Below are 21781 nucleotides of genomic sequence, written 5' to 3'. Positions count from 1 at the left end.
TCCCATGAGAAAACAGAAACTCGTAATCGTCGGCAACGGCATGGCACCCGGCCGGATGCTGGAATATCTGTTCGACAGGAACAGGGACGCCTTTAAGGTCACCATTTTCAACGCCGAGCCGCGGGTGAACTACAACCGCCTGATGCTGTCTCCGGTTCTCTCGGGTGAAAAGACCTATGAGGACATCATCACCCACGGCGATGACTGGTACGGCGAACACGGTGTGACGCTGCATAAATCGGCCCGCGTGAGCGAGATCGACCGGGAGGCTAAAACCGTTACGTCCGAGAACGGCGTGACGGAGCCTTACGACAAGCTGGTGATCGCCACCGGGTCCGACCCCTTCATCATTCCTCTGCCGGGCAAGGATCTCGACGGTGTCCTGACTTACCGGGACCTCGACGACGTCGAAAGGATGCTGGACGCCGCCAAACGCGGTGGCCGCGCTGTCGTCATCGGCGGTGGTCTGCTTGGGCTGGAAGCTGCGGCAGGCCTGAAGATGCAGGGCATGGAAGTGACCGTCCTGCACCTGATGCCGACGCTGATGGAGCGCCAGCTCGACCCGGCTGCCGGCTTCCTGCTGGAGGAAGAATTCAAGCGGCGCGGCATCGACGTGCGCACCAAGGCGAACAGCCATGAGATCGTCGGCGATGAGGCGGGCAGGGTCAAAGCCATCCGCCTTGATGACGGCACCGAAATCGAGGCGAGCATCGTCGTGATGGCGGTCGGCATCCGGCCGTCCGCGGAGCTTGCCAGGACAGTCGGCCTGGAGGTCAATCGCGGCGTTCTTGTCGGCGACGACATGCGCACCAGCGACGAAGACATCTTCGCGCTGGGCGAGTGCGTCGAGCACCGGAGCATGTGCTACGGCCTGGTCGCACCTCTTTACGAAATGGCGGGCGTCATCGCGGAGAACCTGCTCGAGGGGGAGGCCGAGTACACCGGGTCCGCCACCGCGACCAAGCTCAAGGTGACCGGGGTCGATCTTTATTCCGCAGGCGATTTCGCCGACGGCGAGGACCGGGAGGAGATCGTCCTCAGGGATGCCTCGGCCGGGGTCTACAAGCGGCTTGTTCTCAAGGACAACGCGATCATCGGCGCCGTGCTCTACGGCGAAACCTCCGACGGTCCCTGGTTCTTCGACCTGATCAAGAAACGAACCGATGTCTCCGAAATGCGCGAGACGCTTATCTTCGGCCAGGCGTATCAGGGGGGCGCCCCCCTGGACCCTACGGCGGCCGTTGCAGCCTTGCCGGATGATGCGGAAATCTGCGGCTGCAACGGCATTTGCAAGGGAAAGATCGTTTCCGCCATCACGGAAAAGAGCCTGACCAACCTCGATGGTGTCAGGGCCCACACCAAGGCGTCCGCCTCCTGCGGCACCTGCACGGGGCTTGTCGAGCAGCTTCTGCAGGTCACGCTTGGCGATGCCTATAATCCCGCTGCTGTCACACCGATGTGCGGCTGCACGCATCTGGGCCATAACGACGTCCGCCGGCTGATCAAGTCCAAGGAACTGAAGACCATATCCGCGGTCATGCAGGAACTGGAATGGACCTCGTCCGGTGGCTGCGCCAAGTGCCGGCCGGCGCTCAACTACTATCTCGTCTCCGACTGGCCGGACGAATACGCGGATGACTACCAGTCCCGCTTCATCAACGAACGTGTTCACGCCAACATCCAGAAGGACGGCACCTATTCCGTGGTTCCGCGCATGTGGGGCGGCATGACGTCCTCCAAGGAACTCCGGGCCATCGCCGACGTCGTCGACAAGTTCGATATCCCGGCGGTCAAATGCACCGGTGGCCAGCGGATCGACATGCTGGGGATCAAGAAAGAGGATCTTCCGGCGGTCTGGGCGGATCTCGGCAAGGCCGGTTTCGTCTCCGGTCAGGCCTATGCCAAGGGCCTCAGAACGGTGAAAACCTGTGTTGGAACAGACTGGTGCCGTTTCGGTACCCAGGATTCCACCGGTCTCGGTATCAAGATTGAAAAGTTCATGTGGGGCTCCTGGACGCCGGCCAAACTCAAACTGGCGGTCTCCGGCTGTCCACGCAACTGCGCGGAAGCGACCTGCAAGGATATCGGCATCATCTGTGTCGACAGCGGTTTCGAGATTCATTTCGCGGGTGCCGCCGGTCTCGACATCAAGGGCACGGAAGTGCTCGGCCAGGTAAAGACCGAGGAAGACGCGCTGGAGCATGTGGTGGCTCTTGCCCAGATGTACCGCGAACAGGGTCATTACCTTGAACGGATCTACAAGTGGGCCAAGCGTATCGGCTACGACGAGGTCCGCCGCCAGATCATGGACGACGCGGAAAAGCGCACGGCCTATTTCGACCGCTTCGTCCACTCCCAGAAATTTGCCCAGATTGACCCGTGGTCGGAGCGCGTTTCCGGCAAGGACAAGCACGAGTTCAAGCCGATGGCCGTACTTTCCCAGGAGGCTGCAGAATGAACGCCGAAATTCGCAACTGGATCCAGATCGGGTCCCTGGAGGACATTCCCCGCCAGGGCGCGCGCTGCGTGAAGACCAGGGGGATGACAGTCGCGGTGTTCCGCACCGCCACGGACGACGTCTTCGCTCTGGAAGACAAGTGCCCGCACAAAAAAGGGCCCCTCAGTCAGGGGATCGTGCATGACGGCTGCGTGACGTGCCCGCTGCACAACTGGGTGATTTCCCTGGAAACGGGCGCCGCGCAGGGTGCTGACGACGGCCGGACCCTGGCCTTCCCGGTCCGGCTGGAGGACAGCCGGATCTATATCGACCTTTCCCATTCACACGAAGCTGTCTGACCGGACGTACTAACCGCGAAAGGAACTTCTATGTCCTATGTAACTCCACAGGAATTCGCCACGAAGATGATCGACGCGGGGGAATCCAAGATCTTCATGGCCACCAAGGATACTTTGATCCGCGCCTATATGGCCGGCGCCATTCTCGCCCTCGCGGCCGCCTTTTCCGTCTCCATCGCCGTCAATACCGGCAATTTTCTCGTCGCTTCGGTTCTCTTCCCGGTTGGCTTCTGCATGCTCTATCTGCTTGGGTTCGACCTGCTGACCGGTGTCTTCACGCTGGCGCCTCTGGCTGTTATCGCCAAGCGTCCCGGTTGCACCTGGGGCGGTGTGTTCCGCAATTGGGGGCTGGTCTTTTGCGGCAACTTCGCCGGGGCGCTGACCACCGCGGTCTTCATGGCGATCATCTTCACCATGGGGTTCAGCCAGGAACCGAATGCGATCGGCCAGAAAATCGGCCAGATCGGTGAGGCCAGAACGCTCGGTTACGCAGAAGCCGGATGGGCAGGCCTTCTGACCGTCTTCATCCGCGCCGTGATGTGCAACTGGATGGTTTCCACCGGTGTGGTCGCGGCGATGATGTCGAATTCCGTCTCCGGCAAGATCATGGCCATGTGGATGCCGATCCTAGTGTTCTTCTATCTCGGTTTCGAGCACTCCATCGTCAACATGTACCTGTTCCCGTCCGGCATCATGCTCGGCGGCCAGTTCACCTGGTTCGACTACTTTGCCTACAACGAAATTCCGGTTGTCATCGGCAATCTTGTCGGCGGTCTGACCTTCGTGGGCGGGATGATCTACGCCACCCACTACAAGACCTCGCCGAAGCGCAACTCCGGTTACGAAAAGGCACCGGTCACAGCACCGGCCGAATAGGCCCGACATCCATCCCGCCGCAATCGCGGCGGGATGCTTCTCTTTCGCAGGAAACGCCTCCAGTGCTGATGCAAGCCTCCAGGACACATTTGAGCATCGATTCCGGTCAGCATTCGCTGGCAGGCAGGAAATCCGAGAATCAGGATTTCCACGGCGCTGTTGTTCCTGAAGGGCAGGCGCTGGTTCACAAGGGTATCGCCTTCGTGATCGCTGACGGTATTTCCTCCAGTCCGGTTGCCCGTGTCGCTGCCGAAACGGCGGTCAAATCCTTCCTCGACGACTATTACTGCACCTCGGATGCCTGGCTGGTGAAAACCGCGGCAAGCCGGGTGATCGCGGCCACGAATTCCTGGCTCTTCGACCAGTCGAGACGCGCCGGCGGCAGCGGCGACAGTGGATATGTCTGTACCTTTTCCGCTCTGGTCCTGAAAGGGCGCAAGGCCCATCTCTTTCACGCGGGAGACAGCCGGATCTGGCGGCTTGCAGGGCAAAGCCTCGAGCAACTGACGGACGATCACCGCGTGCAGGTCTCGCCGGACGAAAACTATCTCGGCCGGGCCCTTGGGCTCTCACAATCCGTGGAAATCGATTATCTGGCCGCGGACCTTCGGCCGGGCGATGTCTTCGTTCTGACAACGGACGGGGTGCATGACTTCCTGACGCCGCAGCGGATCGCGGCCGAGATCGTGAGAGCGGAGAGCCTGGAAACCGCGGCCGGGAAGATTGTCGATCAGGCGCTTGAAGCCGGTAGCACGGACAATCTGACCATCCAGATCGTGCGGATCGCCGCATTGCCGGATCCGGCGGCGCCGGAGATGCTGGCGGACGAACAGGCCTTGCCGCCGGCACCCTTGCCGCGCGTTCCAGGATATTTCGAGGGTTACCGGCTGCTCCGCGGCCTGCATGCCAGTAGCCGCAGCCACATCTATCTCGCCGAGGACGAGACCAGCGGCGAACAGGTTGCCCTGAAATTTCCCTCCATCGACCTGCGCGGCGACGCGGATTATCTGCGCCGCTTCGCAATGGAAGAGTGGATCGCCCGCCGGATGGCTTCCGCGCATGTCCTGAAGGCGGCCTCGTATCCACAAGGACGGCAATCACTCTTTCTGGCGAGCGAGTTTGTCGAGGGCCAGACCCTGCGGCAATGGATGCTGGACAATCCGCATCCCGACCTGGAAACCGTTCGCGGACTGCTGGAGCAGATCGTGAAAGGCCTGCACGCCTTTCATCGCAAGGAAATGGTTCATCAGGACCTCAGGCCCGAAAACATCATGATCGACACGTCCGGGACGGTGAAGATCATCGATTTCGGCTCGGTGCGCATTGCCGGTGTCATGGAAGCCGCACCGGCGCTCGACAGGGCGGAAATCCTCGGGACGCATCAGTATACCGCTCCGGAGGTGTTTCTCGGCTATCTCGGCACCGAACTCAGCGATCTCTTTTCCCTCGGGGTGATCGCCTACGAGATGCTGACCGGGCGCTTGCCCTATGGCGCGGCTGTTGCCAGGGCCACCAGCGCGAAAGCCCAGGCGGCGCTCCGTTATCGCAGCGCTTCGGCGATCACCACCCGCGTGCCCGACTGGGTCGACGGCGCGCTGTGCCGCGCGGTTCATCCGGTTCCCGGCAAACGCCATGAAGCGCTGAGCGCGTTTCTGGAAGATCTCCGCCGCCCCAACCCGGCTTACACATCCGGCACGTTCGTTCCCCTGGCCGAACGCGACCCTGTCCGCTTCTGGCAGCTTGTCTCGGCTGCTCTCGCGTTGCTGTGCGCCGCGCTGTTCGTCCAATTGTTCGGCAACCCTTAGGAGGTATCGATGTCAGGTCTCACCCGTGAAGACGTTACCGGAATGATCCTGTCGGCCAAGCGCCAGGCCGGTTTCACCTGGGAGGGCATCGCCGAAAAGATCGGCATGTCTCCGGTGTGGACCCATTCCGCGGCCATGGGCATGAACGCCATGTCGCAGGACAAGGCATCGGCGATTACGGAAATCCTTGGGCTGCCCCAGGAAGCCGCCCTCATCCTGCAGGAAAGCCCGACCAAGATCTGGGAACAGACTGTTCCGACCGATCCCTGCATCTACCGTCTTTATGAGATCGTCGGTGTCTACGGACCGACGATCAAGGCGCTGATCCACGAGAAATTCGGGGACGGCATCATGTCGGCCATCGATTTCGACATGTCGGTGACCCGGGTCGAGAACCCGAAGGGTGACCGGGTGAAGATAGAAATGTCCGGCAAATATCTCGCCTATAACGCCTGGTAAGACCGGACCGGGGAGGGATGACATGACAGATAACGATAAAACCACCCGGACCACTTGTCCCTATTGCGGTGTCGGCTGCGGCGTGCTCGCCACCCGGCGCGAGGACGGGACCGTTACCGTTGCAGGTGACCCCCATCACCCGGCCAATTTCGGCAGGCTTTGTTCCAAGGGCTCGGCGCTGGGAGAAACGCTCTCGCTCGACGACCGGCTGCTCTATCCGGAAATTGCCGGCAAGCGCAGCGACTGGGACACGGCGCTGGATCTCGTCGCGGGAAAATTCACCGAGGCGATCCGCGACCACGGTCCCGACAGTGTCGCGTTCTATGTTTCCGGGCAGATCCTGACCGAAGACTATTACGTCGCCAACAAGCTGATGAAGGGATTTATCGGCTCGGCCAATATCGACACCAACTCCAGGCTCTGCATGGCGTCTTCAGTGGCTGGACACAGGCGCGCCTTCGGCACCGATACGGTGCCAGGGACCTATGAGGACCTGGAACTGGCCGATCTGGTGGTTCTGGTCGGTTCCAACCTGGCCTGGTGCCACCCGGTTCTCTTCCAGCGGCTCGAAGCGGCCAAGGCGTCGAACCCGGCGCTGCGGGTCGTGGTGATCGATCCGCGCCGGACGGCGACCTGCGCCATCGCCGATCTGCATCTCGCGCTGAAACCGGACACGGATGTCGCCCTTTTTAACGGTCTGCTGAGTTTTCTCGCTGAATCGAATGCACTTAACAAGATTTATATCAACAGGTTCACGGAAGGTTTTCATAAATCGCTTGAGATAGCCGGACCTTGCGAAATCGGCGCCATCGCCGAGGCCACCGGTCTGGAGCGGCGGGATATCGCCCTGTTCTACAAGATGGTCGCGCGGACGGAAAAGACGGTGACCGTCTACAGCCAGGGCGTCAACCAGTCGGTGGCTGGAACGGACAAGGTCAACGCCATCATCAACACCCATCTGGCGACGGGAAGGATCGGCAAACCGGGCATGGGACCGTTCTCGGTCACTGGTCAGCCGAACGCCATGGGCGGCCGCGAAGTCGGCGGCCTTGCCAATATGCTTGCAGGCCACATGGAGCTGGAAAATGCGCATCACCGTCGTGTCGTCAAAGATTTCTGGCAAAGCCCGGTAATCGCGGACAAGCCGGGGCTGAAGGCCGTGGATCTCTTCAAGGCGGTCGGAGCGGGCCGGATCAAGGCGCTGTGGATCATGGCGACCAGTCCGGTGGACAGCCTGCCGGACGCGGACAGCGTCGCCGAAGCGCTGAGGGTCTGTCCGTTCGTGGTGGTCTCGGAAGTGACCCGCACCGCCGATACGGTGCCGTTCGCCGATGTCCTGCTGCCGGCGGCGGCATGGGGCGAGAAGGACGGCACGGTGACCAATTCCGAGCGCCGGATTTCGCGGCAGAGGCCGTTTCTCGAGCTGCCGGGCGAAGCGCGTCCGGACTGGTGGCAGATGAACGAGGCCGCGCGGAAAATGGGGTTCGGCGAGGCGTTTTCCTACGGCAACGCAGCCGGTATTTTCCGCGAACATGCCGCGCTGTCCGATTACCGGAACGGCGGCAGCAGGGATTTCGACATCGGCGCCTACAAGGATGTCTCCGATACGCATTACGACAGCCTGCCGCCGTTCCAGTGGCCGCAGGCGGCGGAGAGCCCTCCGGCGGACACACGGTTTTTCTCCAATGGGGGGTTCTTCACCGAAGGACGGAAGGGCCGCTTTGTTCCAGTCGCCTTTCAGGCACCCCGCAGGCGGGAGCGGGCATACCCGTTCATCCTGAACACGGGCCGGGTTCGCGACCAGTGGCATACGATGACCCGCACCGCCAAGACCGCGCGGCTGATGTCGCACATCGCCGAACCGTTCGCCGAAATACATCCCGATGACGCCGCCAGGCTCGGGATCGCGGCGGCGGAACTTGTCGAGGTGAAAAGTCCACACGGAAGTGTCATCGTGCGAGCGTTGCTCACGCCTCGGGTGCGCAAGGGCGAGGTCTATGTGCCGATGCACTGGACCGACCAATTCGCCTCGCGTGCCCGGATCGACGCGGTTGTCGCGCCCGAAACCGATCCGCATTCCGGCCAGCCGGGATCGAAATTCACACCGGTCGCCGTCTCAAGAGTGTCTATGGCCTGGTTCGGTTTCGCGGTTCTGAGAGAACGCCCGTCAGAGATCAGGGCCGATTACTGGGCGATTGCGCCGATAGAGGGCGGATACCGGCTGGAGTTCGCGGGCCGGATCAAACCGGATTTTCAGACTGTCTCGGCCTCGCTTGGATCCTTCGGCGACGACCGGATCTGCATCGAGGATGCGGCGGAACGGCTGAGCCGGCAGGCATACTGGGACGGCGATCTGCTGCAGGCGGCATTCTTCTTTTCGGCGGGACCGGTCGAGGTATCGCGGCAATGGGCCTGCGGGCTGCTCGCCGCCGCGCCGGGCCGCAAGGACCTGCGCTCGCAGATCCTCGCCGGACGTGCCCCGGCGGACCGTCCCGATTGCGGGGCCATCGTCTGCTCCTGCTTCCAGGTCGGCTGCAACCAGATCACCGAAGCTGCCCGATGCGGCGCCGACAGCGTCATGGCAATCGGTGAAACGCTTCAGGCCGGAACCAATTGTGGCTCCTGCCGCTCGGAAATCCAGACGCTTCTGGACGAAATCGCAAAGGAAAACGTCAATGACACCGACATCGCGCAAGCCGGTTGAGGTCGAAAGTCGCCGCCGTCCGGCGCATGTCGGCGCTCTGGCCAGTCTGCCCCTGTTCTTCCCGCTTCAAGGCCGCAAGGTGCTGCTTGCCGGGGGAACGGAAGCAGCCGCCTGGAAAGCCGAGCTTCTGGCAGCCGCTGGCGCCGAGGTTCATGTTTATGCCGTGGACCTGGAGCCTTCCTTCGCCGCGCTGCTGGTGTCAGGCAGTGCCGCGGGCCGGCTGGTGCATCATGCGAAGCCCTGGACGCCGGCCAGCTTTGACGGCGCGGCACTCGCGATAGCGGACGCGCGGAGTGACGGCGAAGCGGAAGCGTTCGTTCACGCCGCGCGGCAGTCGGGTGTACCGGTCAACGTGATCGACAATCCTCCTTTTTGCGACTTCCAGTTCGGCTCCATCGTCAACCGGTCACCAGTGGTGATCGGCATCTCGACCAACGGGGTCGCGCCGATCCTGGGGCAGGCGATCAGAAGACGCATCGAGACCCTGCTGCCCCAATCCTTGCAGATCTGGGCGGGCCTTGCGGGCAGAGTGCGGGGCAGGGCGCTTTCCTTCCTCAAGGCCGGGCAGGAACGGCGGCGCTTCTGGGAACGGTTTACAGATCTTGCCTTTTCGGGAAGGGATGCGCCTGAGGAGACCGGAGAGCTCGAGTCCTCGCTGCTTGGTGAAGCAAGGGCGAGCGGGTCGGGCAGGGTGACGCTAGTCGGGGCCGGGCCGGGGGATGCGGAATACCTGACGCTGAAAGCGGTCCGGGCGCTGCAGGCGGCAGACGTCATCCTGTTTGACGATCTGGTGGACGATGCGGTTCTCGAGCTGGCCCGCCGGGAAGCCAAACGGCTTCTGGTCGGCAAACGCGGCGGGCGGGAAAGCTGCCGCCAGGAAGATATCAATGCCATGATGGTGCGCCTCGCGCGCCAGGGCAAACATGTGGTGCGGCTGAAATCCGGCGATCCGATGATTTTCGGACGCGGCGGCGAGGAACTTGACCGGCTGGCCGCCGAAGGCATTGCCGCCAGCGTCGTCCCGGGCATCACGGCGGCCTCCGCCATGGCGGCGCGTCTCGGTATTTCCCTGACGCACCGGGATCACGCCCAGTCCGTCCGTTTTGTCACCGGCCACGGCCGCCATGGCGATCTGCCGGACACGGTGGACTGGCACGGCCTGACGGATGCGGCAACGACAACTGTTTTCTACATGGGCGCGCGCATGGCGGGAAAGATCAGCGCGAAACTGATTTCAGAAGGCATGTCACCGCACATGCCCGTGGTCGCCGTTGCCGCTGTCTCGCGGAAAGGCGAACGAAAATGGGTCGGCACGCTGGGCGCGCTTGCAGCCGGTGTCGACCGGTTGGGGCTGGAAGATCCGGTTCTGATCGGTGTGGGGAGCGTCTTTCGGGAGAACCTGTCCCGAAAGGAGGCCGGAGCGCCGCAAACCGCGCGTGAAGATGCACTCCAGATGCAAGTGGCTGGCAGCTTGTAACCGTGCAATGCAGCAAGGACTTGGCAAACCACCAGGAATTTGGTTTGTTTGGCTGACGCCCTATCGATTGGCCATGCTTGAATGAACCGCTCCGAACAAATCTGTTCCGCGTTGAGATCCGCTATTCTCGAACGCGCCCTGATGCCCGGCATGAAACTGCCGGAAGACTCGCTTGGCGAGCGTTTCGGCTCCAGCCGGACAATCGTGCGCCAGGCGCTCGAACGGTTGGCGGCGGAGGGGCTCGTGGAACTCAGGCGAAACAGGGGGGCGGTGGTCGCGACACCGAGCCTGGAGGAGGCCCGCGACCTCTTCGACCTGCGCTCGCAGATCGAGGATCTCGTGGTCAGCCGGCTCATCGTGAACCTCTCCGCGAAGAAACTGGACGCGCTGAACGCGCATCTGGACAAGGAAATCGCGGCCGAGAAAGGCCCGGAGCCGGTCTCGATCCGTCTTGCCACGGAATTTCATATCCTGATGGCGCAACTGACCGAGAGCCCTGTACTGATCCGCTATGTGGAAGATGTCGGCTATCGCTGCGGACTGACGCTGGCGCTCTATTCGCGGCCACACTCCACCGACTGCGGCATCCAGGAACATCGCGAGATCATCGAGGCTCTCTCCAAGGGGGATGCGGCGCGGGCGCGCGAGTTGATGCGCCATCATCTGGGCGCGGTTGCCGACCGCGCCCTGATCAAGCCGGAAGGAGAAGGCCAGACCTTTTATCTCGATGCGCTTGAGCCCTATGTGAGAGCTGTTCGCGGAAACGACTGAAGAATTGCTTCAGGCGTCGATGCCCATGCGCGTCAGGATCCGTTCCGCACTGTCGTTCCAGACATCCATTTTGGTGATCTTGCCGTTTCGTACCTCGAACCGGTCCACATACCGGTTGCCCTCGAACGGTGTCCCGTCGGGCCATTCGCCGTAGAGCGTGCCCACGGAGTAGACCACGACACCGTCCTTGCCTTCGGCGACGTCGAACCGGTCCATCTTCTTCTTCACCCACTTGTAGCGTCCTGCGTTGAACCCCGTCGGTCCCGAGGGATGGTCGAATTCGCGGCCGCCGGTAAAGGTGATGACCACGTCCTCGGCCATGAAGGTGGCGGCGAGATCCGGATCGGGCTTCATGGAGGCCTCAAGAAAATTCCGGACGATCCCGGCTTCGGCCGGAAGGGTTTGCGTATCTGGGTCGTCTCGTTCGGGCATCGACTTTGTCCTTGGCGGAGGGGATGGTTTCAGCATAAGGGATGCCGGATATTTTGCATGCAAGTTTTGTATGCAAAGATTGCATGCAATTTGTGCGATGCCCTGAAACTCAAGCGGTCATTTTATGGCTTGTTTCTATTAAGTATCTGAAAAATATATCTTTTGAATTTCTGGCACAGCGCTTGCGACAGGAGGCGGGTTCGGACGTGTCGTCCGGAAGACCAGAGGAGACTCTTATGAAATCCACACGCATTTTTCCGAAGGTGACACGCCGCGTCCTCATGTCGGGTGTTGTCGGCCTTGCGGTCCTGACGGGGCTTCCGGCCTTCGCGGAAGACACGATCAAGATCGGTCTTGTCGCCGCGTTGAGCGGCCAGTCGGCCAAGTCCGGTCAGGCGATCACCCGGGGGCTTACGATTGCCATCGACGAAATCAATGCAAAGGGGGGCGTTCTGGGCAAGCCTCTCGAGCTTGTCAGCCGCGACGATGAAAGCAATCCCGGCAAGGGACTGGTCGCCGCCCGTGAACTCGTACAGCGCGAAGGCGTGGCCGCGCTGATAGGCGGTCTCGATACGCCGGTGTCCTTCGCGATCGTTCCCTTCGCCAACCAGTCGAAGGTTCCGTTCGTCGGTCCCTGGGCCGCGGGAACCGGCATCACCAAGAACGGCGCCGAGGAAAACTATATTTTCCGGGTTTCCGCCGTCGATGAATATGTCGATGAAGCCATCACCGAATATCTCATTTCGAACTACGGCTCCAAGAAGCCGGGCATGATCCTCATCAACAATCCCTGGGGCGAATCCAACGAGAAAGGCCTTCTCAAGGCGCTGGAAAAGCGCGGCATGGACCATGCCGGTATCGAAAAATTCGAATCCAACGATGTCGATGTCGTTCCGCAGCTGACGAGGCTCAAGGAAAACGGCGCCGACGGCCTCTTCGTGGTGGCCAATGTCGCGCCGACCGCCCAGGTGGTCAAATCCCTCGACCGGATGGGCTGGGATGTGCCCATGGCCTCGCATTGGGGACCGGCCGGCGGCCGTTTCACCGAACTGGCGGGCAAGAGCGGCGAGAAGCTGCACTTCATCCAGACCTACCTGTTCAACGAAGGGGATCCGAAGGGGGAAGCGATGTTCGCCAAGCTGCAGGAATCCTTCCCGGAAATCGAGACCATGGCCGATGTGACCCCCGCGACGGGGATCGCGAATGCCTATGACGCGATGCTGCTTCTCGCGGCGGCAATTGACAAGGCCGGGTCCACCGACGGTCCGGCGATCCGCCAGGCGATGTACGACATCGAAAACATCGAGGGATTGATCAAGACCTACGCCGATCCTTTCTCGCCTGAGGATCAGGATGCGATTTCGCCGGAAGATTATGTCTTCGCGCATTTCGTCGAGGGTGAAATCATTCCGATCGAGAAGTGATGCCGGCGCCTCCCGCGGCAGTTTGCGGGAGGCGTATTTTCTCCAAGGGGGGCTCTCCTCCCAAGCATTCTCCAGGAAACGCCCATGACCCTCTTGATTGCCGCGCTCGTCACCGGCATCGGCCTTGGAAGCATGTACGGTCTGATCGCCCTTGGCTTCCAGATCACCTATTCCGTTTCGTCCACGGTCAATTTCGCTCAGGGGAGCGTGGTCATGCTCGGAGCCGTTCTCGGTTATGTCTTTAGCGAGCGTCTGGAGATCAACTGGATAGTTGCCTATCCGTTGGCGATCCTGTGCTGCGGTCTCTTCGGTATTGTGGTGGAGATGCTTCTTGTGCGGCCCTTCGTGGAACGCAAATCGGAAGCGTGGTTGATGGCCACCGTCGCCGGAGGCATTTTTCTGGACAATGCCGTTCTCTTTACCTTCGGCAACGAGCCTCGCTCGCTGTCGTCGCCGCTGGCGCAGTCCGCATGGCAATTCGCCGGAACGGGCATCTACCCGCAGCAGCTGCTGATTCCTGTGGCGGCGGTTGGCGTCGCGCTGGGGCTGCATTTTCTCTTCCGCAAGACCTTGCAGGGCAGGGCGTTGCTCGCCGTGGTCCAGAACACCCAGGCGGCCCGCCTCATGGGCATCAACACGACGCTGATGGTGTCCGGCTCCTTCGCGATTTCGGCCATGCTCGCAGGCTGCGCGGGACTGCTGATCGCCCCGCTGTTTTCCGTCCATTCGGACATGGGAACCCTGTTCGGGCTGAAGGCGTTCGCGGTTGCCATTCTGGGCGGCATGACGTCCGCGTCGGGCGTGATGCTGGCCGGTTTCATCTTCGGTGTCACGGAAGCGCTGGTGACCGCCTATCTGGGGTCGTCCTCCACCTACATTGTTGTTTTCGGCCTCGTCATCCTGGCGCTGACCTTGAAGCCGGACGGGCTTTTCGGGCGTCCCGCGGTCAAGAAAGTCTGAGGAAGCACGATGCGATTTACCAACCAGCGCGCTTACCTGGACGGATTTCTGCTCGTCCTGACGGTTGCGGGATGCGCGGCGGCGCTCATGAGCGGGGGCTATACCCAGTTCGTGATCGGCCTTGTCGCGCTGACCACCATTCTCGGGGTGGGGCTGAATGTTCTCTACGGGCTCACGGGGCTCGTTTCGCTGGGACAGGTCGGCTTTTTCGCGATCGGGGCCTATGGGGTCGGCATCCTGACCCTGTCAGGCCTGAGTTTCTGGCTGGCCCTGCCTGTCGCGGCCCTGATTGCCGGTGCGGCGGGCATACTGCTGGCTGTTCCCGCCGTTCGGATGGCCGGGCCGTTTCTGGCGATGGTGACGATTGCCTTCGCCTTCATTGTCGAGCACGGGGCCGTTGAATGGCGCTCGCTGACCGGCGGACAGAACGGCCTGATGGGTTTTCCAATGCCTGAACTGGCCGGGTTCATATTTTCCGAGCGCGAACTCGTGCTGCTCGCCATCGTGCTTGCCGGCCTGTCGCTCTACCTGTTCAGGCGTCTTGCCGACAGCGGCTGGGGCATGGCCATGACGGGGATCAGGGACGCGGAGCTCGCCGCATCCTCCCTCGGCTACCGGCCCTTCGTCGTCAAGGCGGCGGCGTTCGCCATCGCCGCTGCGATGGCCGGCCTTGCCGGTGGTCTTTTCACGCCGCTGATGATGTTCATCGCACCGAGCAATTTTCCCTTCTCCCAGTCGATCCTGTTCCTGTTCGCCATCCTGATCGGCGGTGCCGGGACGGTTCTGGGTCCGCTCGCGGGCGCGCTGGTCACGGTTCTTTTGCCCGAATTTCTGTCCGGTCTTGCCGAATACCGTCTGCTTGTCTTCGGCGGCCTGCTTGTCGGTGTGCTGCTGATCGCCCCGCGGGGCCTTGTCGGGACGCTTGCCGCGTTTCTGCCACGAGCGGCAAGGGGGATTTCAGCGCTTCCCGCCGATGAAATTGGAACGTTCCTGAGGGTGGATCGTTCGCCCGGGCCACTGAAGATCAGGAACCTCGGGATTTCCTTCGGCGGTGTGCGGGCCGTGGACGGGGTTCACCTCGATATCCGGCCGGGTGAAGTCACATCGCTGATCGGCCCGAACGGGGCGGGCAAGACGACGGTTCTCAACATGGTCAGCGGATTTTATCGCCCCAGCGAAGGGGATATCCTACTGGGCGAGCGCAACCTTGCGGGTGCGCCAGCCCATGCGGTCGCCAGAAGCGGTATCGCGCGCACCTACCAGACGACGAAACTCTTCGAGAACCTGTCGGTGGAGGAAAACGTGGTGTCGGGCCTGCCGCGCGGCGCACCGGGCAATCCATGGTCGGATATCCGCTCCGACGGGAACCTGGCCCTTGCAGCGGGGCTGCTGCGCTTCTGCGGATACCGGGGGGCACTGGAAAAGCGCGCCGGGGACCTGCCGCATGTGGACAGGCGTCTGGTCGAAATCGCCAGGGCACTGGCGACGAAGCCGGTTTTCCTGCTTCTGGACGAACCGGCCGCCGGGTTGATGCGTTCCGACAAGGAGGCGCTCGCCGGGCTTTTGCGCAAGATCGCGGATCTCGGGATCGCGGTCGTGCTTGTGGAACATGACATGAGCCTTGTCATGGGGATTTCCGACCGCATTCAGGCCGTCGATGCGGGCAAACCGATCGCTTATGGCAGGCCGGAGGAAATCCGGACAAATGCGGCGGTGATCGCCGCTTATCTCGGCGAGGGTGGCACCGCGTCGTTCAAGCGCGAGCAGCCGCTGACAACGGAAGAGACACCCGTCGTCTCCACGCTGGGCCTGACCGCAGGCTATGGAGCGGCGCCTGTCCTGAAGGATGTCTCGCTGAAGGTGCGGCAAGGCGAGATGGTGGCGCTGCTGGGGGCAAACGGTGCCGGCAAGTCCACCTTCCTCAGCGCCCTGTCCGGCCTGCATAGGCCGGTATCGGGCACCATCATCCTGAACGACGAACAGGTGCAGACGCTGCAACCGCACGAGCTTGTCGGCAGGGGGCTTGTCCTTGTTCCCGAAGGCCGCCAGGTCTTTCCCGAACTCACCGTCCTGGAGAATATCGAGCTCGGGGCCTACAACCGGCGCTCCGAAATGTCGCGCAGCGAAATCGCCGCGCATCTGGACCGCTTTCCCCGCCTGAAGGACCGGCTGTCCAGCCGCGCGGGACTGCTGTCCGGCGGTGAACAGCAGATGATGGCGATCGCGCGCGGGCTCATGGCACGTCCGAAGGTCCTGCTGCTGGACGAGCCTTCGCTCGGACTTGCTCCGGCAATGATCGACGAACTCTACGCCATACTCGGCGAATTGCGGGACGCCGGCATCACGATCCTTCTTGTCGACCAGGTGGCGACCATGGCGCTGGCGGTTGCCGACTATGCCTATGTGCTGGAACAGGGACGGATCGTCTTTGAAGGCAAGGCTGCTGACCTTGCTTCCGATCCCCGTTTGACCACGGCCTATCTGGGCGGCGGACAGGAAGCCGCGTCGGCCGAGGAGGCGCGGGCGTGAGTGCGCTTGTTATCCGCAATGTCCGCATCGGCAACAAGGCGCGGACCGTCGACATTGCCGTCTCCGGCGAGCGCATCAGCGATATCGGCTCGGACCTCGGCGGAGGGGTGACAACCCTGGAAGGCAATGGAGCCATGCTTATCCCCGGTTTCGTGGAAAGCCATCTTCATCTCGACAAGGCGTGCATACTGGATAAATGCCACAACCAGACCGGCACGCTGGAAGGGGCCATCGCCTCGGTCGGAGAGGCGAAGAAATCCTTTACGCGCACGGATATCCATGACCGGGGCAGGAAGGTCCTTGAAAAGGCCATCGTGCAGGGAACCAACGCGATCCGGACCCATGTCGAAATCGATCCGGGCATCGGGCTCATGGGCTTTGAGGCGGTGTTGCAGCTCAAGCGGGAGTTCGCATGGGCACTGGACCTTCAGATCTGCGTCTTTCCGCAGGAAGGTCTCACCAACAACCCGGGCACCGGGGAATTGCTGGAGGAGGCGCTCGCGAACGGCGCGGATCTGCTTGGCGGCTGTCCCTACACCGACAGCGACCCGAATGCCCAGATCGCCATCCTGTTCGAGATGGCCAGGCGGTTCGACGTGGATCTCGATTTCCATCTCGACTTCGACCTGGATCCGAAGTGGCGGCACCTGGACGAGATCGCGCGGCAGACCGTAGCGCACGGCTGGCAGGGACGGGTGGCCATCGGGCATGTAACCAAACTGTCGGCTATGCCCGAACCTCAACTCATGGAGGTAGTGACTATCCTGAAAGACGCCGGCATCGCCCTGACGGTTCTGCCCTCCACCGATCTGTTCCTGATGGGCAGGGACAGCGATCACCTTGTGCCGCGCGGTGTCGCGCCGGCGCATGTCTTTCATCAACACGGCGTCTGCTGCACGGTGGCGACGAATAATGTGCTCAATCCGTTCACCCCTTACGGTGACTGTTCACTCTCCCGCATGGCCAACCTTTACGCCAACATCCATCAGCTCGGTACGGAATCGGAACTGCAAGCCTGTTTCGACATGGTCACCTCCGCTCCGGGACGCCTGATCAACCACGCACGCGGTATCGAGGTGGGGGAGGAGGCGACTTTCGTTGCGCTGCCCGCCGAATGCGGGATGCAGGTCGTGTCGGAAATCGTCCGTCCGCTCTGGGGCATGAAAAGCGGGCGCATGACCTTCGAGCACGCACCCGCCCGGATTTTCGCACCCGGAACATAGAGCGGAACATAGGGGTGGGACTCGGGAAGCATTCCGCGCCGACCCGAAAGCGGACAAGGCGGGCTATCGCTTTAGGATCGATCAACTTTTCTGCTTTCATGCGGTTCCAAATGGACGGAGGTTGATCTAGGCTTTTGCCAGTCAGTCAAACGATTCCCTCGGCGCTTCATGCCGATTGTATTCCGATCATGTGCAGTGCCGCCGCGTCTCCCTGAGTTTTCGAGTAAACGAGATCGTCTTCGGCCTGTCCTGGAGCCACCTGTGTTCACAAGAACGCAGATCAGATGCTTTAGACGTCTAAAACCGGTCGCTTTTCTGCTTTCATGCGAACCTGCATGAAAGCAGCCTGATCCAAGGGGGGGGAGAAATGATCGAAGCAAATTCCGGACGGTCGGTCCGCCGTTCTTCGAGGCCTCTCGCGGTCGTCCTGCTTCTGGCCGCCGGCAGCCTGCTGCAGGGCTGCGCCCTGTCCGATGCGCCGGTCCTCTTTCCGAAGGGACCGATCGCGCTGGCCGAAAGGGACCTTCTTTTCACCGCCTTCGCAATAATGATGATCGTCGCCATCCCGGCGATCGTCCTGACGCTTTTCTTCGCCTGGCGCTACAGGAAGCGCAAGAACGGCGCTGTCTATATGCCGGACTGGGACGGGTCATGGATTGTCGAAGCGGTTGTCTGGCTGGTTCCGGGCGCCATCGTCGTCGTGCTCGGTACGCTGGTGTGGACCCGGACCCATGAGTTCGATCCCTACAAGCCCCTGGTCTCCGACAAGCCGGCCTTCAGGGTGCAGGCGGTGGCGCTCGACTGGAAGTGGCTGTTTGTCTATCCGGAACTGGGTATCGCCAGCGTCAATGAACTTGCCTTTCCCGCGGACCGCCCGCTTTCCATCGAAATCACCTCCGATACGGTGATGAACTCCCTGATGATCCCGGCGCTCGGCGGGCAGATCTATGCCATGGCGGGCATGCGCTCCGAGCTCAATCTCCTGGCCGACGGGCCGGGTGTCTTCACGGGACGCAACACGATGTATTCAGGCGGCGGGTTTTCCGATCAGCATTTCAAGGCGCACGCCTTGAACGAAAGCGATTTCACGGCCTGGAAGGAAAAGGTCGCCGCATCGCCGGGCGTGCTCGACGCGAAGACCTATCTGGAGCTTCACAAGAAGAGCGTGGCCAATCCGGTGAGCTATTATTCGTCAACCGAAGCGAAGCTCTTCGAAATCATCCTGCGCAAATACGCGCCGATTATGGGCCCGTACGAAAGTGAAGCGGCCGAACTGATCTGCCGGGGGGCTGCATGATGCTGGGACGTCTGACTGTCGACGCGTTGCCGTTTTATTCCTGGGTCGCCATGGGCGGGGCCGGCGTCACTATCGGCGGCGGTGTCGCGGTGTTCCTGCTTGTCACCTATCTGCGCGCCTGGAAGGTGCTGTGGACGGACTGGCTGACCAGTGTCGATCACAAGAAGATCGGCATCATGTATGTGGTGCTGTCGCTGGTGATGCTGGTGCGCGGCTTTGTCGATGCGCTCATGATGCGGGCGCAGCAGGCTTTCGCTCTGAACAACGACGGCTATCTGCCGCCCGAGCATTTCGAGCAGATCTTTTCCTCGCACGGCACGATCATGATCTTCTTCGTGGCCATGCCGTTCCTGACCGGGCTCATCAATATCGTCGTGCCGCAGCAGATCGGCGCGCGGGACGTCGCCTTTCCGTTCCTCAACTCCGTCAGTCTGTGGCTGACGGCCGCGGGGGCCGGGCTGGTGCTGGTCTCGCTGGTGGTCGGCAAGTTCTCGCAGGCCGGCTGGACGGGCTATCCGCCCTATTCGGGGATCGAATACAGTCCCGGCGTCGGCGTGGACTACTGGCTCTGGGCGCTGATCGTCAGCGGAGTCGGCAGCACGCTCTCCGGTATCAATTTCATCGTCACCATCTTCAAGAACCGCTGTCCGGGCATGAACTTCATGCGCATGCCGCTGTTCACCTGGACGGCGCTGTGCGCGTCGATCCTGATCGCCTTCGCCTTTCCCGGCCTGACGGTCGTCGCGGCCCAGCTCACCCTTGACCGCACGCTCGGCTTCCACTTCTTCACCAACGGCGACGGCGGCAACATGATGATGTTCGCCAACCTGCTGTGGATCTGGGGACATCCGGAAGTCTATATCCTGATCCTGCCGGCCTTCGGCATCTTTTCCGAAGTGGTGGCGACCTTCTCCCGCAAACGGCTGTTCGGTTACACGTCGCTTGTCTATGCGACCGCCTGCATCGCGCTGCTGTCCTTCACCGTCTGGCTGCACCACTTCTTCACCATGGGCTCGTCGTCCAATGTGAACGCGGTGTTCGGCATCGCCACGATGATCATCGCGGTGCCGACGGGCGTGAAGATCTTCGACTGGCTGTTCACCCTGTACCGGGGCCGCATCGAGTTTCACCCCGCCATGGTGTTCACCATCGGCTTCATGGTGACCTTCGTGATCGGCGGCGTGACCGGCGTTCTGCTGGCCCTGCCGCCCGCCGACTACCTGATGCACAATTCGACGTTCCTGGTGGCGCATTTTCACAACATGCTCATTCCCGGCGCCCTGTTCGGCTATTTCGCCGGGATGAACTACTGGTTCCCGAAGGCGTTCGGTTTCAAGCTGGACGTCAAATGGGGCATCCGCTCCTTCTGGTTCTGGTTCATCGGCTTCTATCTCGCCTTCATGCCGCTCTATGTGCTCGGCTTCCTGGGCATGAGCCGGCGCATGGAGCATTATGCCGATCCGACCTGGCAGCCCTACCTGATCGTCGCGGGGCTCGGGGCCCTTTGTGTCCTGTGCGGCATCGCCTGCATCGCCGTGCAGCTCTATGTCTCGGCGAAGAAGTGGGGCTCGGCGCGCGACATCACCGGCGATCCGTGGAACGGACGCACCCTGGAATGGGCGACCTCCTCACCTCCCGCGCCTTACAACTTCGCGGTCCTGCCGGTGGTCGACGACATCGACGCCTTCCACGACATGAAGATCCGCGGAACCGCCTATCAGGTGCCGGACCGCTACGAGGATATCGTCATGCCGAAGAGTACGGGGTTGGGGCCGATCCTCGGAGGGCTGGCCTTCGTGCTCGGCTTTGCCATGGTCTGGTACATCTGGTGGCTCGCGGCGCTGTGCCTGGTGCTTGTCCTTGTGTGCATCGGCATCCGCGCCTTCGACGATGACAGCGATTACATCCTGCCGGCCGCCGAGGTCGAACGGATGGAAAAGGCCCGGCTCGAGCAGATCACGCCGGCGGACCTGCATGACATGCGCGATTTTCTGCCGGTCGGCCCGGCTTCGGGCGAAATCCTGCCGGGGAGGGCGTAATGACAGAGACGGCTGTGATGGGGACGGCAAGCGACCTCCTCGAAGAGGAAGAGAAGATATCCCTGCGCTCGCGGGAATTCGGTTTCTGGGTCTATCTGATGACGGACGCGATCATCTTCGCGCTGCTGTTCGCGACCTATGTGGTGCTGTCGAAAAATTCCGCCGCCGGCCCGACATCGAAAGACGTTTTCGATCTTCGTCATACGGCGGGGGAAACGGCATTGCTGCTGATCTCCAGCCTGACCTTCGGCATGGCGACCATCGCCATGGCGAAAGGGCTCAGCGGCCGTGTCATCATGTGGCTGGTGGTGACCCTCCTGCTCGGGCTCGCCTTCCTGGCGATGGAGATGATGGAATTTCGCGGCATGATCGCCAAGGGCGCGGGGCCTGAGGTCAGCGGTTTCCTGAGTGCCTTTTTCACGCTGGTCGGCACACACGGCCTGCATGTCACCTTCGGCTCGCTCGGCATCCTGGCGATGATCGTCCAGATACCGCTGAAGGGCCTGACGCCGCCGGTGCGCTCGCGACTGCTGCGGCTCGGCCTCTTCTGGCATTTTCTCGACATCGTCTGGATCGGGATCTTCTCGGTCGTTTACCTGCCCGGCGTCATGTAGGAGCCACGACAATGAACCACTCCGCCGAACGCAGCGTCTCGACCTATCTCACCGGGTTTGTCCTGGCGATCGTCCTGACGGCCATCCCCTTCGGCATCGTCTGGGGCGGCCTCCTGACAGGCATGGCCGTCTACGCGATCATCGCGGTCGCCGCCATCCTGCAGGTGCTGGTGCATCTCGTGTTCTTCCTGCACCTGGACCTGAAATCGACGCCGGCGGAAAACCTGTTCTTCCTCGGCTTCGCAGCCGTCCTGATCGTCATCATGGTCGGCGGCAGCCTGTGGATCATGTTCGACCTGCATCACCGGATGATGTGAGGGCCGTCCGCCAGAAGAGGCTTGTCAGCCCGAACGGCCTTTTGGCACGAAGGGGCGG

The 21781-nt window shown here is 61.9% G+C and carries 17 protein-coding genes; 16 read left to right on the top strand and 1 reads right to left on the bottom strand.

All coding sequences use genetic code 11. The features are described 5' to 3' along the window. Positions 1 to 4 precede the first annotated feature (4 nt). The 8 genes from nirB to CLV41_RS11755 all read left to right on the top strand — a co-directional run bounded on the left by nirB (position 5) and on the right by CLV41_RS11755 (position 10888). Entirely contained in the window at positions 5 to 2458 is a 2454-nt protein-coding gene (nirB, locus tag CLV41_RS11790; RefSeq protein ID WP_103222527.1) for a nitrite reductase large subunit NirB, read from the top strand. Further along, positions 2455 to 2796, top strand: a complete 342-nt coding sequence (gene nirD / locus CLV41_RS11785) for a nitrite reductase small subunit NirD (RefSeq protein WP_103222526.1) — start codon at positions 2455 to 2457, stop codon at positions 2794 to 2796. The genes nirB and nirD overlap by 4 nt, the downstream gene beginning before the upstream one ends. A 30-nt stretch (positions 2797 to 2826) precedes the next feature. After that, the gene (locus tag CLV41_RS11780; protein WP_103222525.1) at positions 2827 to 3672 is read left to right on the top strand and encodes a formate/nitrite transporter family protein; all 846 of its coding nucleotides are present in this window, start codon (positions 2827 to 2829) and stop codon (positions 3670 to 3672) included. A gap of 68 nt (positions 3673 to 3740) precedes the next feature. Then, on the top strand, positions 3741 to 5477 hold the full coding sequence (locus CLV41_RS11775) for a bifunctional protein-serine/threonine kinase/phosphatase (protein ID WP_103222524.1): 1737 nt from the start codon (positions 3741 to 3743) through the stop codon (positions 5475 to 5477). Positions 5478 to 5486: 9 nt separating this feature from the next. After that, positions 5487 to 5936 (top strand): cyanase, encoded by a 450-nt coding sequence (gene cynS / locus CLV41_RS11770; protein ID WP_103222523.1) that lies wholly within the window; start codon positions 5487 to 5489, stop codon positions 5934 to 5936. 22 nt (positions 5937 to 5958) lie between these two features. Further along, the gene (locus CLV41_RS11765) at positions 5959 to 8640 is read left to right on the top strand and encodes a nitrate reductase (protein WP_103222522.1); all 2682 of its coding nucleotides are present in this window, start codon (positions 5959 to 5961) and stop codon (positions 8638 to 8640) included. Next, complete coding sequence (gene cysG, locus CLV41_RS11760) at positions 8612 to 10117, top strand: siroheme synthase CysG (RefSeq protein WP_103222521.1); 1506 nt, start codon at positions 8612 to 8614, stop codon at positions 10115 to 10117. The genes CLV41_RS11765 and cysG overlap by 29 nt, the downstream gene beginning before the upstream one ends. An 81-nt stretch (positions 10118 to 10198) precedes the next feature. After that, positions 10199 to 10888, top strand: coding sequence for a GntR family transcriptional regulator (locus CLV41_RS11755; protein ID WP_103222520.1), 690 nt, complete (start codon positions 10199 to 10201; stop codon positions 10886 to 10888). 9 nt (positions 10889 to 10897) lie between these two features. Here CLV41_RS11755 and CLV41_RS11750 read toward each other — a convergent pair whose 3' ends face one another. Next, positions 10898 to 11320: a nuclear transport factor 2 family protein gene (locus CLV41_RS11750; RefSeq protein WP_103222519.1), complete on the bottom strand. Its 423-nt coding sequence runs from the start codon at positions 11318 to 11320 to the stop codon at positions 10898 to 10900. Between the two features lie 236 nt (positions 11321 to 11556). Between CLV41_RS11750 and CLV41_RS11745 the strand changes: the two genes are divergently transcribed. The 8 genes from CLV41_RS11745 (at position 11557) to cyoD (ending at position 21723) form a co-directional block, all read left to right on the top strand. Next, the gene (locus CLV41_RS11745) at positions 11557 to 12744 is read left to right on the top strand and encodes an ABC transporter substrate-binding protein (protein WP_103222518.1); all 1188 of its coding nucleotides are present in this window, start codon (positions 11557 to 11559) and stop codon (positions 12742 to 12744) included. Between the two features lie 84 nt (positions 12745 to 12828). Further along, positions 12829 to 13704 carry a branched-chain amino acid ABC transporter permease gene (locus CLV41_RS11740; RefSeq protein ID WP_103222517.1) on the top strand — a complete coding sequence of 292 codons (876 nt, stop codon included), beginning with the start codon at positions 12829 to 12831 and terminating at the stop codon, positions 13702 to 13704. Between the two features lie 9 nt (positions 13705 to 13713). Further along, on the top strand, positions 13714 to 16233 hold the full coding sequence (locus CLV41_RS11735; RefSeq protein ID WP_103222516.1) for a branched-chain amino acid ABC transporter ATP-binding protein/permease: 2520 nt from the start codon (positions 13714 to 13716) through the stop codon (positions 16231 to 16233). Further along, positions 16230 to 17456, top strand: a complete 1227-nt coding sequence (locus CLV41_RS11730) for an amidohydrolase family protein (RefSeq protein WP_103222515.1) — start codon at positions 16230 to 16232, stop codon at positions 17454 to 17456. Before CLV41_RS11735 ends, CLV41_RS11730 begins: the two co-directional genes overlap by 4 nt. 367 nt (positions 17457 to 17823) lie before the next feature. Then, a complete protein-coding gene (gene cyoA / locus CLV41_RS11725; RefSeq protein ID WP_103222514.1) occupies positions 17824 to 18753 on the top strand; it encodes a ubiquinol oxidase subunit II in 930 nt (309 codons plus the stop codon). After that, entirely contained in the window at positions 18753 to 20792 is a 2040-nt protein-coding gene (gene cyoB, locus CLV41_RS11720) for a cytochrome o ubiquinol oxidase subunit I (protein ID WP_103222769.1), read from the top strand. Before cyoA ends, cyoB begins: the two co-directional genes overlap by 1 nt. Then, positions 20792 to 21406, top strand: a complete 615-nt coding sequence (cyoC, locus tag CLV41_RS11715; RefSeq protein ID WP_103222513.1) for a cytochrome o ubiquinol oxidase subunit III — start codon at positions 20792 to 20794, stop codon at positions 21404 to 21406. Before cyoB ends, cyoC begins: the two co-directional genes overlap by 1 nt. 11 nt (positions 21407 to 21417) lie before the next feature. Continuing rightward, entirely contained in the window at positions 21418 to 21723 is a 306-nt protein-coding gene (gene cyoD, locus CLV41_RS11710) for a cytochrome o ubiquinol oxidase subunit IV (RefSeq protein ID WP_103222512.1), read from the top strand. The last annotated feature ends 58 nt before the right edge of the window (positions 21724 to 21781 follow it).

The sequence above is a fragment of the Roseibium marinum genome (assembly GCF_002906165.1).
Taxonomy (GTDB): Bacteria; Pseudomonadota; Alphaproteobacteria; order Rhizobiales; family Stappiaceae; genus Roseibium; species Roseibium marinum.
This window is presented reverse-complemented; position numbering and strand designations above follow the sequence as displayed.

What these genes read in the sequence shown, in the direction of transcription:
- nirB (WP_103222527.1), top strand. Translation starts at nt 5, where the DNA reads ATGAGAAAACAGAAACTCGTAATCGTCGGCAACGGCATGGCACCCGGC.
- nirD (WP_103222526.1), top strand. Translation starts at nt 2,455, where the DNA reads ATGAACGCCGAAATTCGCAACTGGATCCAGATCGGGTCCCTGGAGGAC.
- CLV41_RS11780 (WP_103222525.1), top strand. Translation starts at nt 2,827, where the DNA reads ATGTCCTATGTAACTCCACAGGAATTCGCCACGAAGATGATCGACGCG.
- CLV41_RS11775 (WP_103222524.1), top strand. Translation starts at nt 3,741, where the DNA reads ATGCAAGCCTCCAGGACACATTTGAGCATCGATTCCGGTCAGCATTCG.
- cynS (WP_103222523.1), top strand. Translation starts at nt 5,487, where the DNA reads ATGTCAGGTCTCACCCGTGAAGACGTTACCGGAATGATCCTGTCGGCC.
- CLV41_RS11765 (WP_103222522.1), top strand. Translation starts at nt 5,959, where the DNA reads ATGACAGATAACGATAAAACCACCCGGACCACTTGTCCCTATTGCGGT.
- cysG (WP_103222521.1), top strand. Translation starts at nt 8,612, where the DNA reads ATGACACCGACATCGCGCAAGCCGGTTGAGGTCGAAAGTCGCCGCCGT.
- CLV41_RS11755 (WP_103222520.1), top strand. Translation starts at nt 10,199, where the DNA reads ATGAACCGCTCCGAACAAATCTGTTCCGCGTTGAGATCCGCTATTCTC.
- CLV41_RS11750 (WP_103222519.1), bottom strand. Translation starts at nt 11,320, where the DNA reads ATGCCCGAACGAGACGACCCAGATACGCAAACCCTTCCGGCCGAAGCC.
- CLV41_RS11745 (WP_103222518.1), top strand. Translation starts at nt 11,557, where the DNA reads ATGAAATCCACACGCATTTTTCCGAAGGTGACACGCCGCGTCCTCATG.
- CLV41_RS11740 (WP_103222517.1), top strand. Translation starts at nt 12,829, where the DNA reads ATGACCCTCTTGATTGCCGCGCTCGTCACCGGCATCGGCCTTGGAAGC.
- CLV41_RS11735 (WP_103222516.1), top strand. Translation starts at nt 13,714, where the DNA reads ATGCGATTTACCAACCAGCGCGCTTACCTGGACGGATTTCTGCTCGTC.
- cyoA (WP_103222514.1), top strand. Translation starts at nt 17,824, where the DNA reads ATGATCGAAGCAAATTCCGGACGGTCGGTCCGCCGTTCTTCGAGGCCT.
- cyoB (WP_103222769.1), top strand. Translation starts at nt 18,753, where the DNA reads ATGCTGGGACGTCTGACTGTCGACGCGTTGCCGTTTTATTCCTGGGTC.
- cyoC (WP_103222513.1), top strand. Translation starts at nt 20,792, where the DNA reads ATGACAGAGACGGCTGTGATGGGGACGGCAAGCGACCTCCTCGAAGAG.
- cyoD (WP_103222512.1), top strand. Translation starts at nt 21,418, where the DNA reads ATGAACCACTCCGCCGAACGCAGCGTCTCGACCTATCTCACCGGGTTT.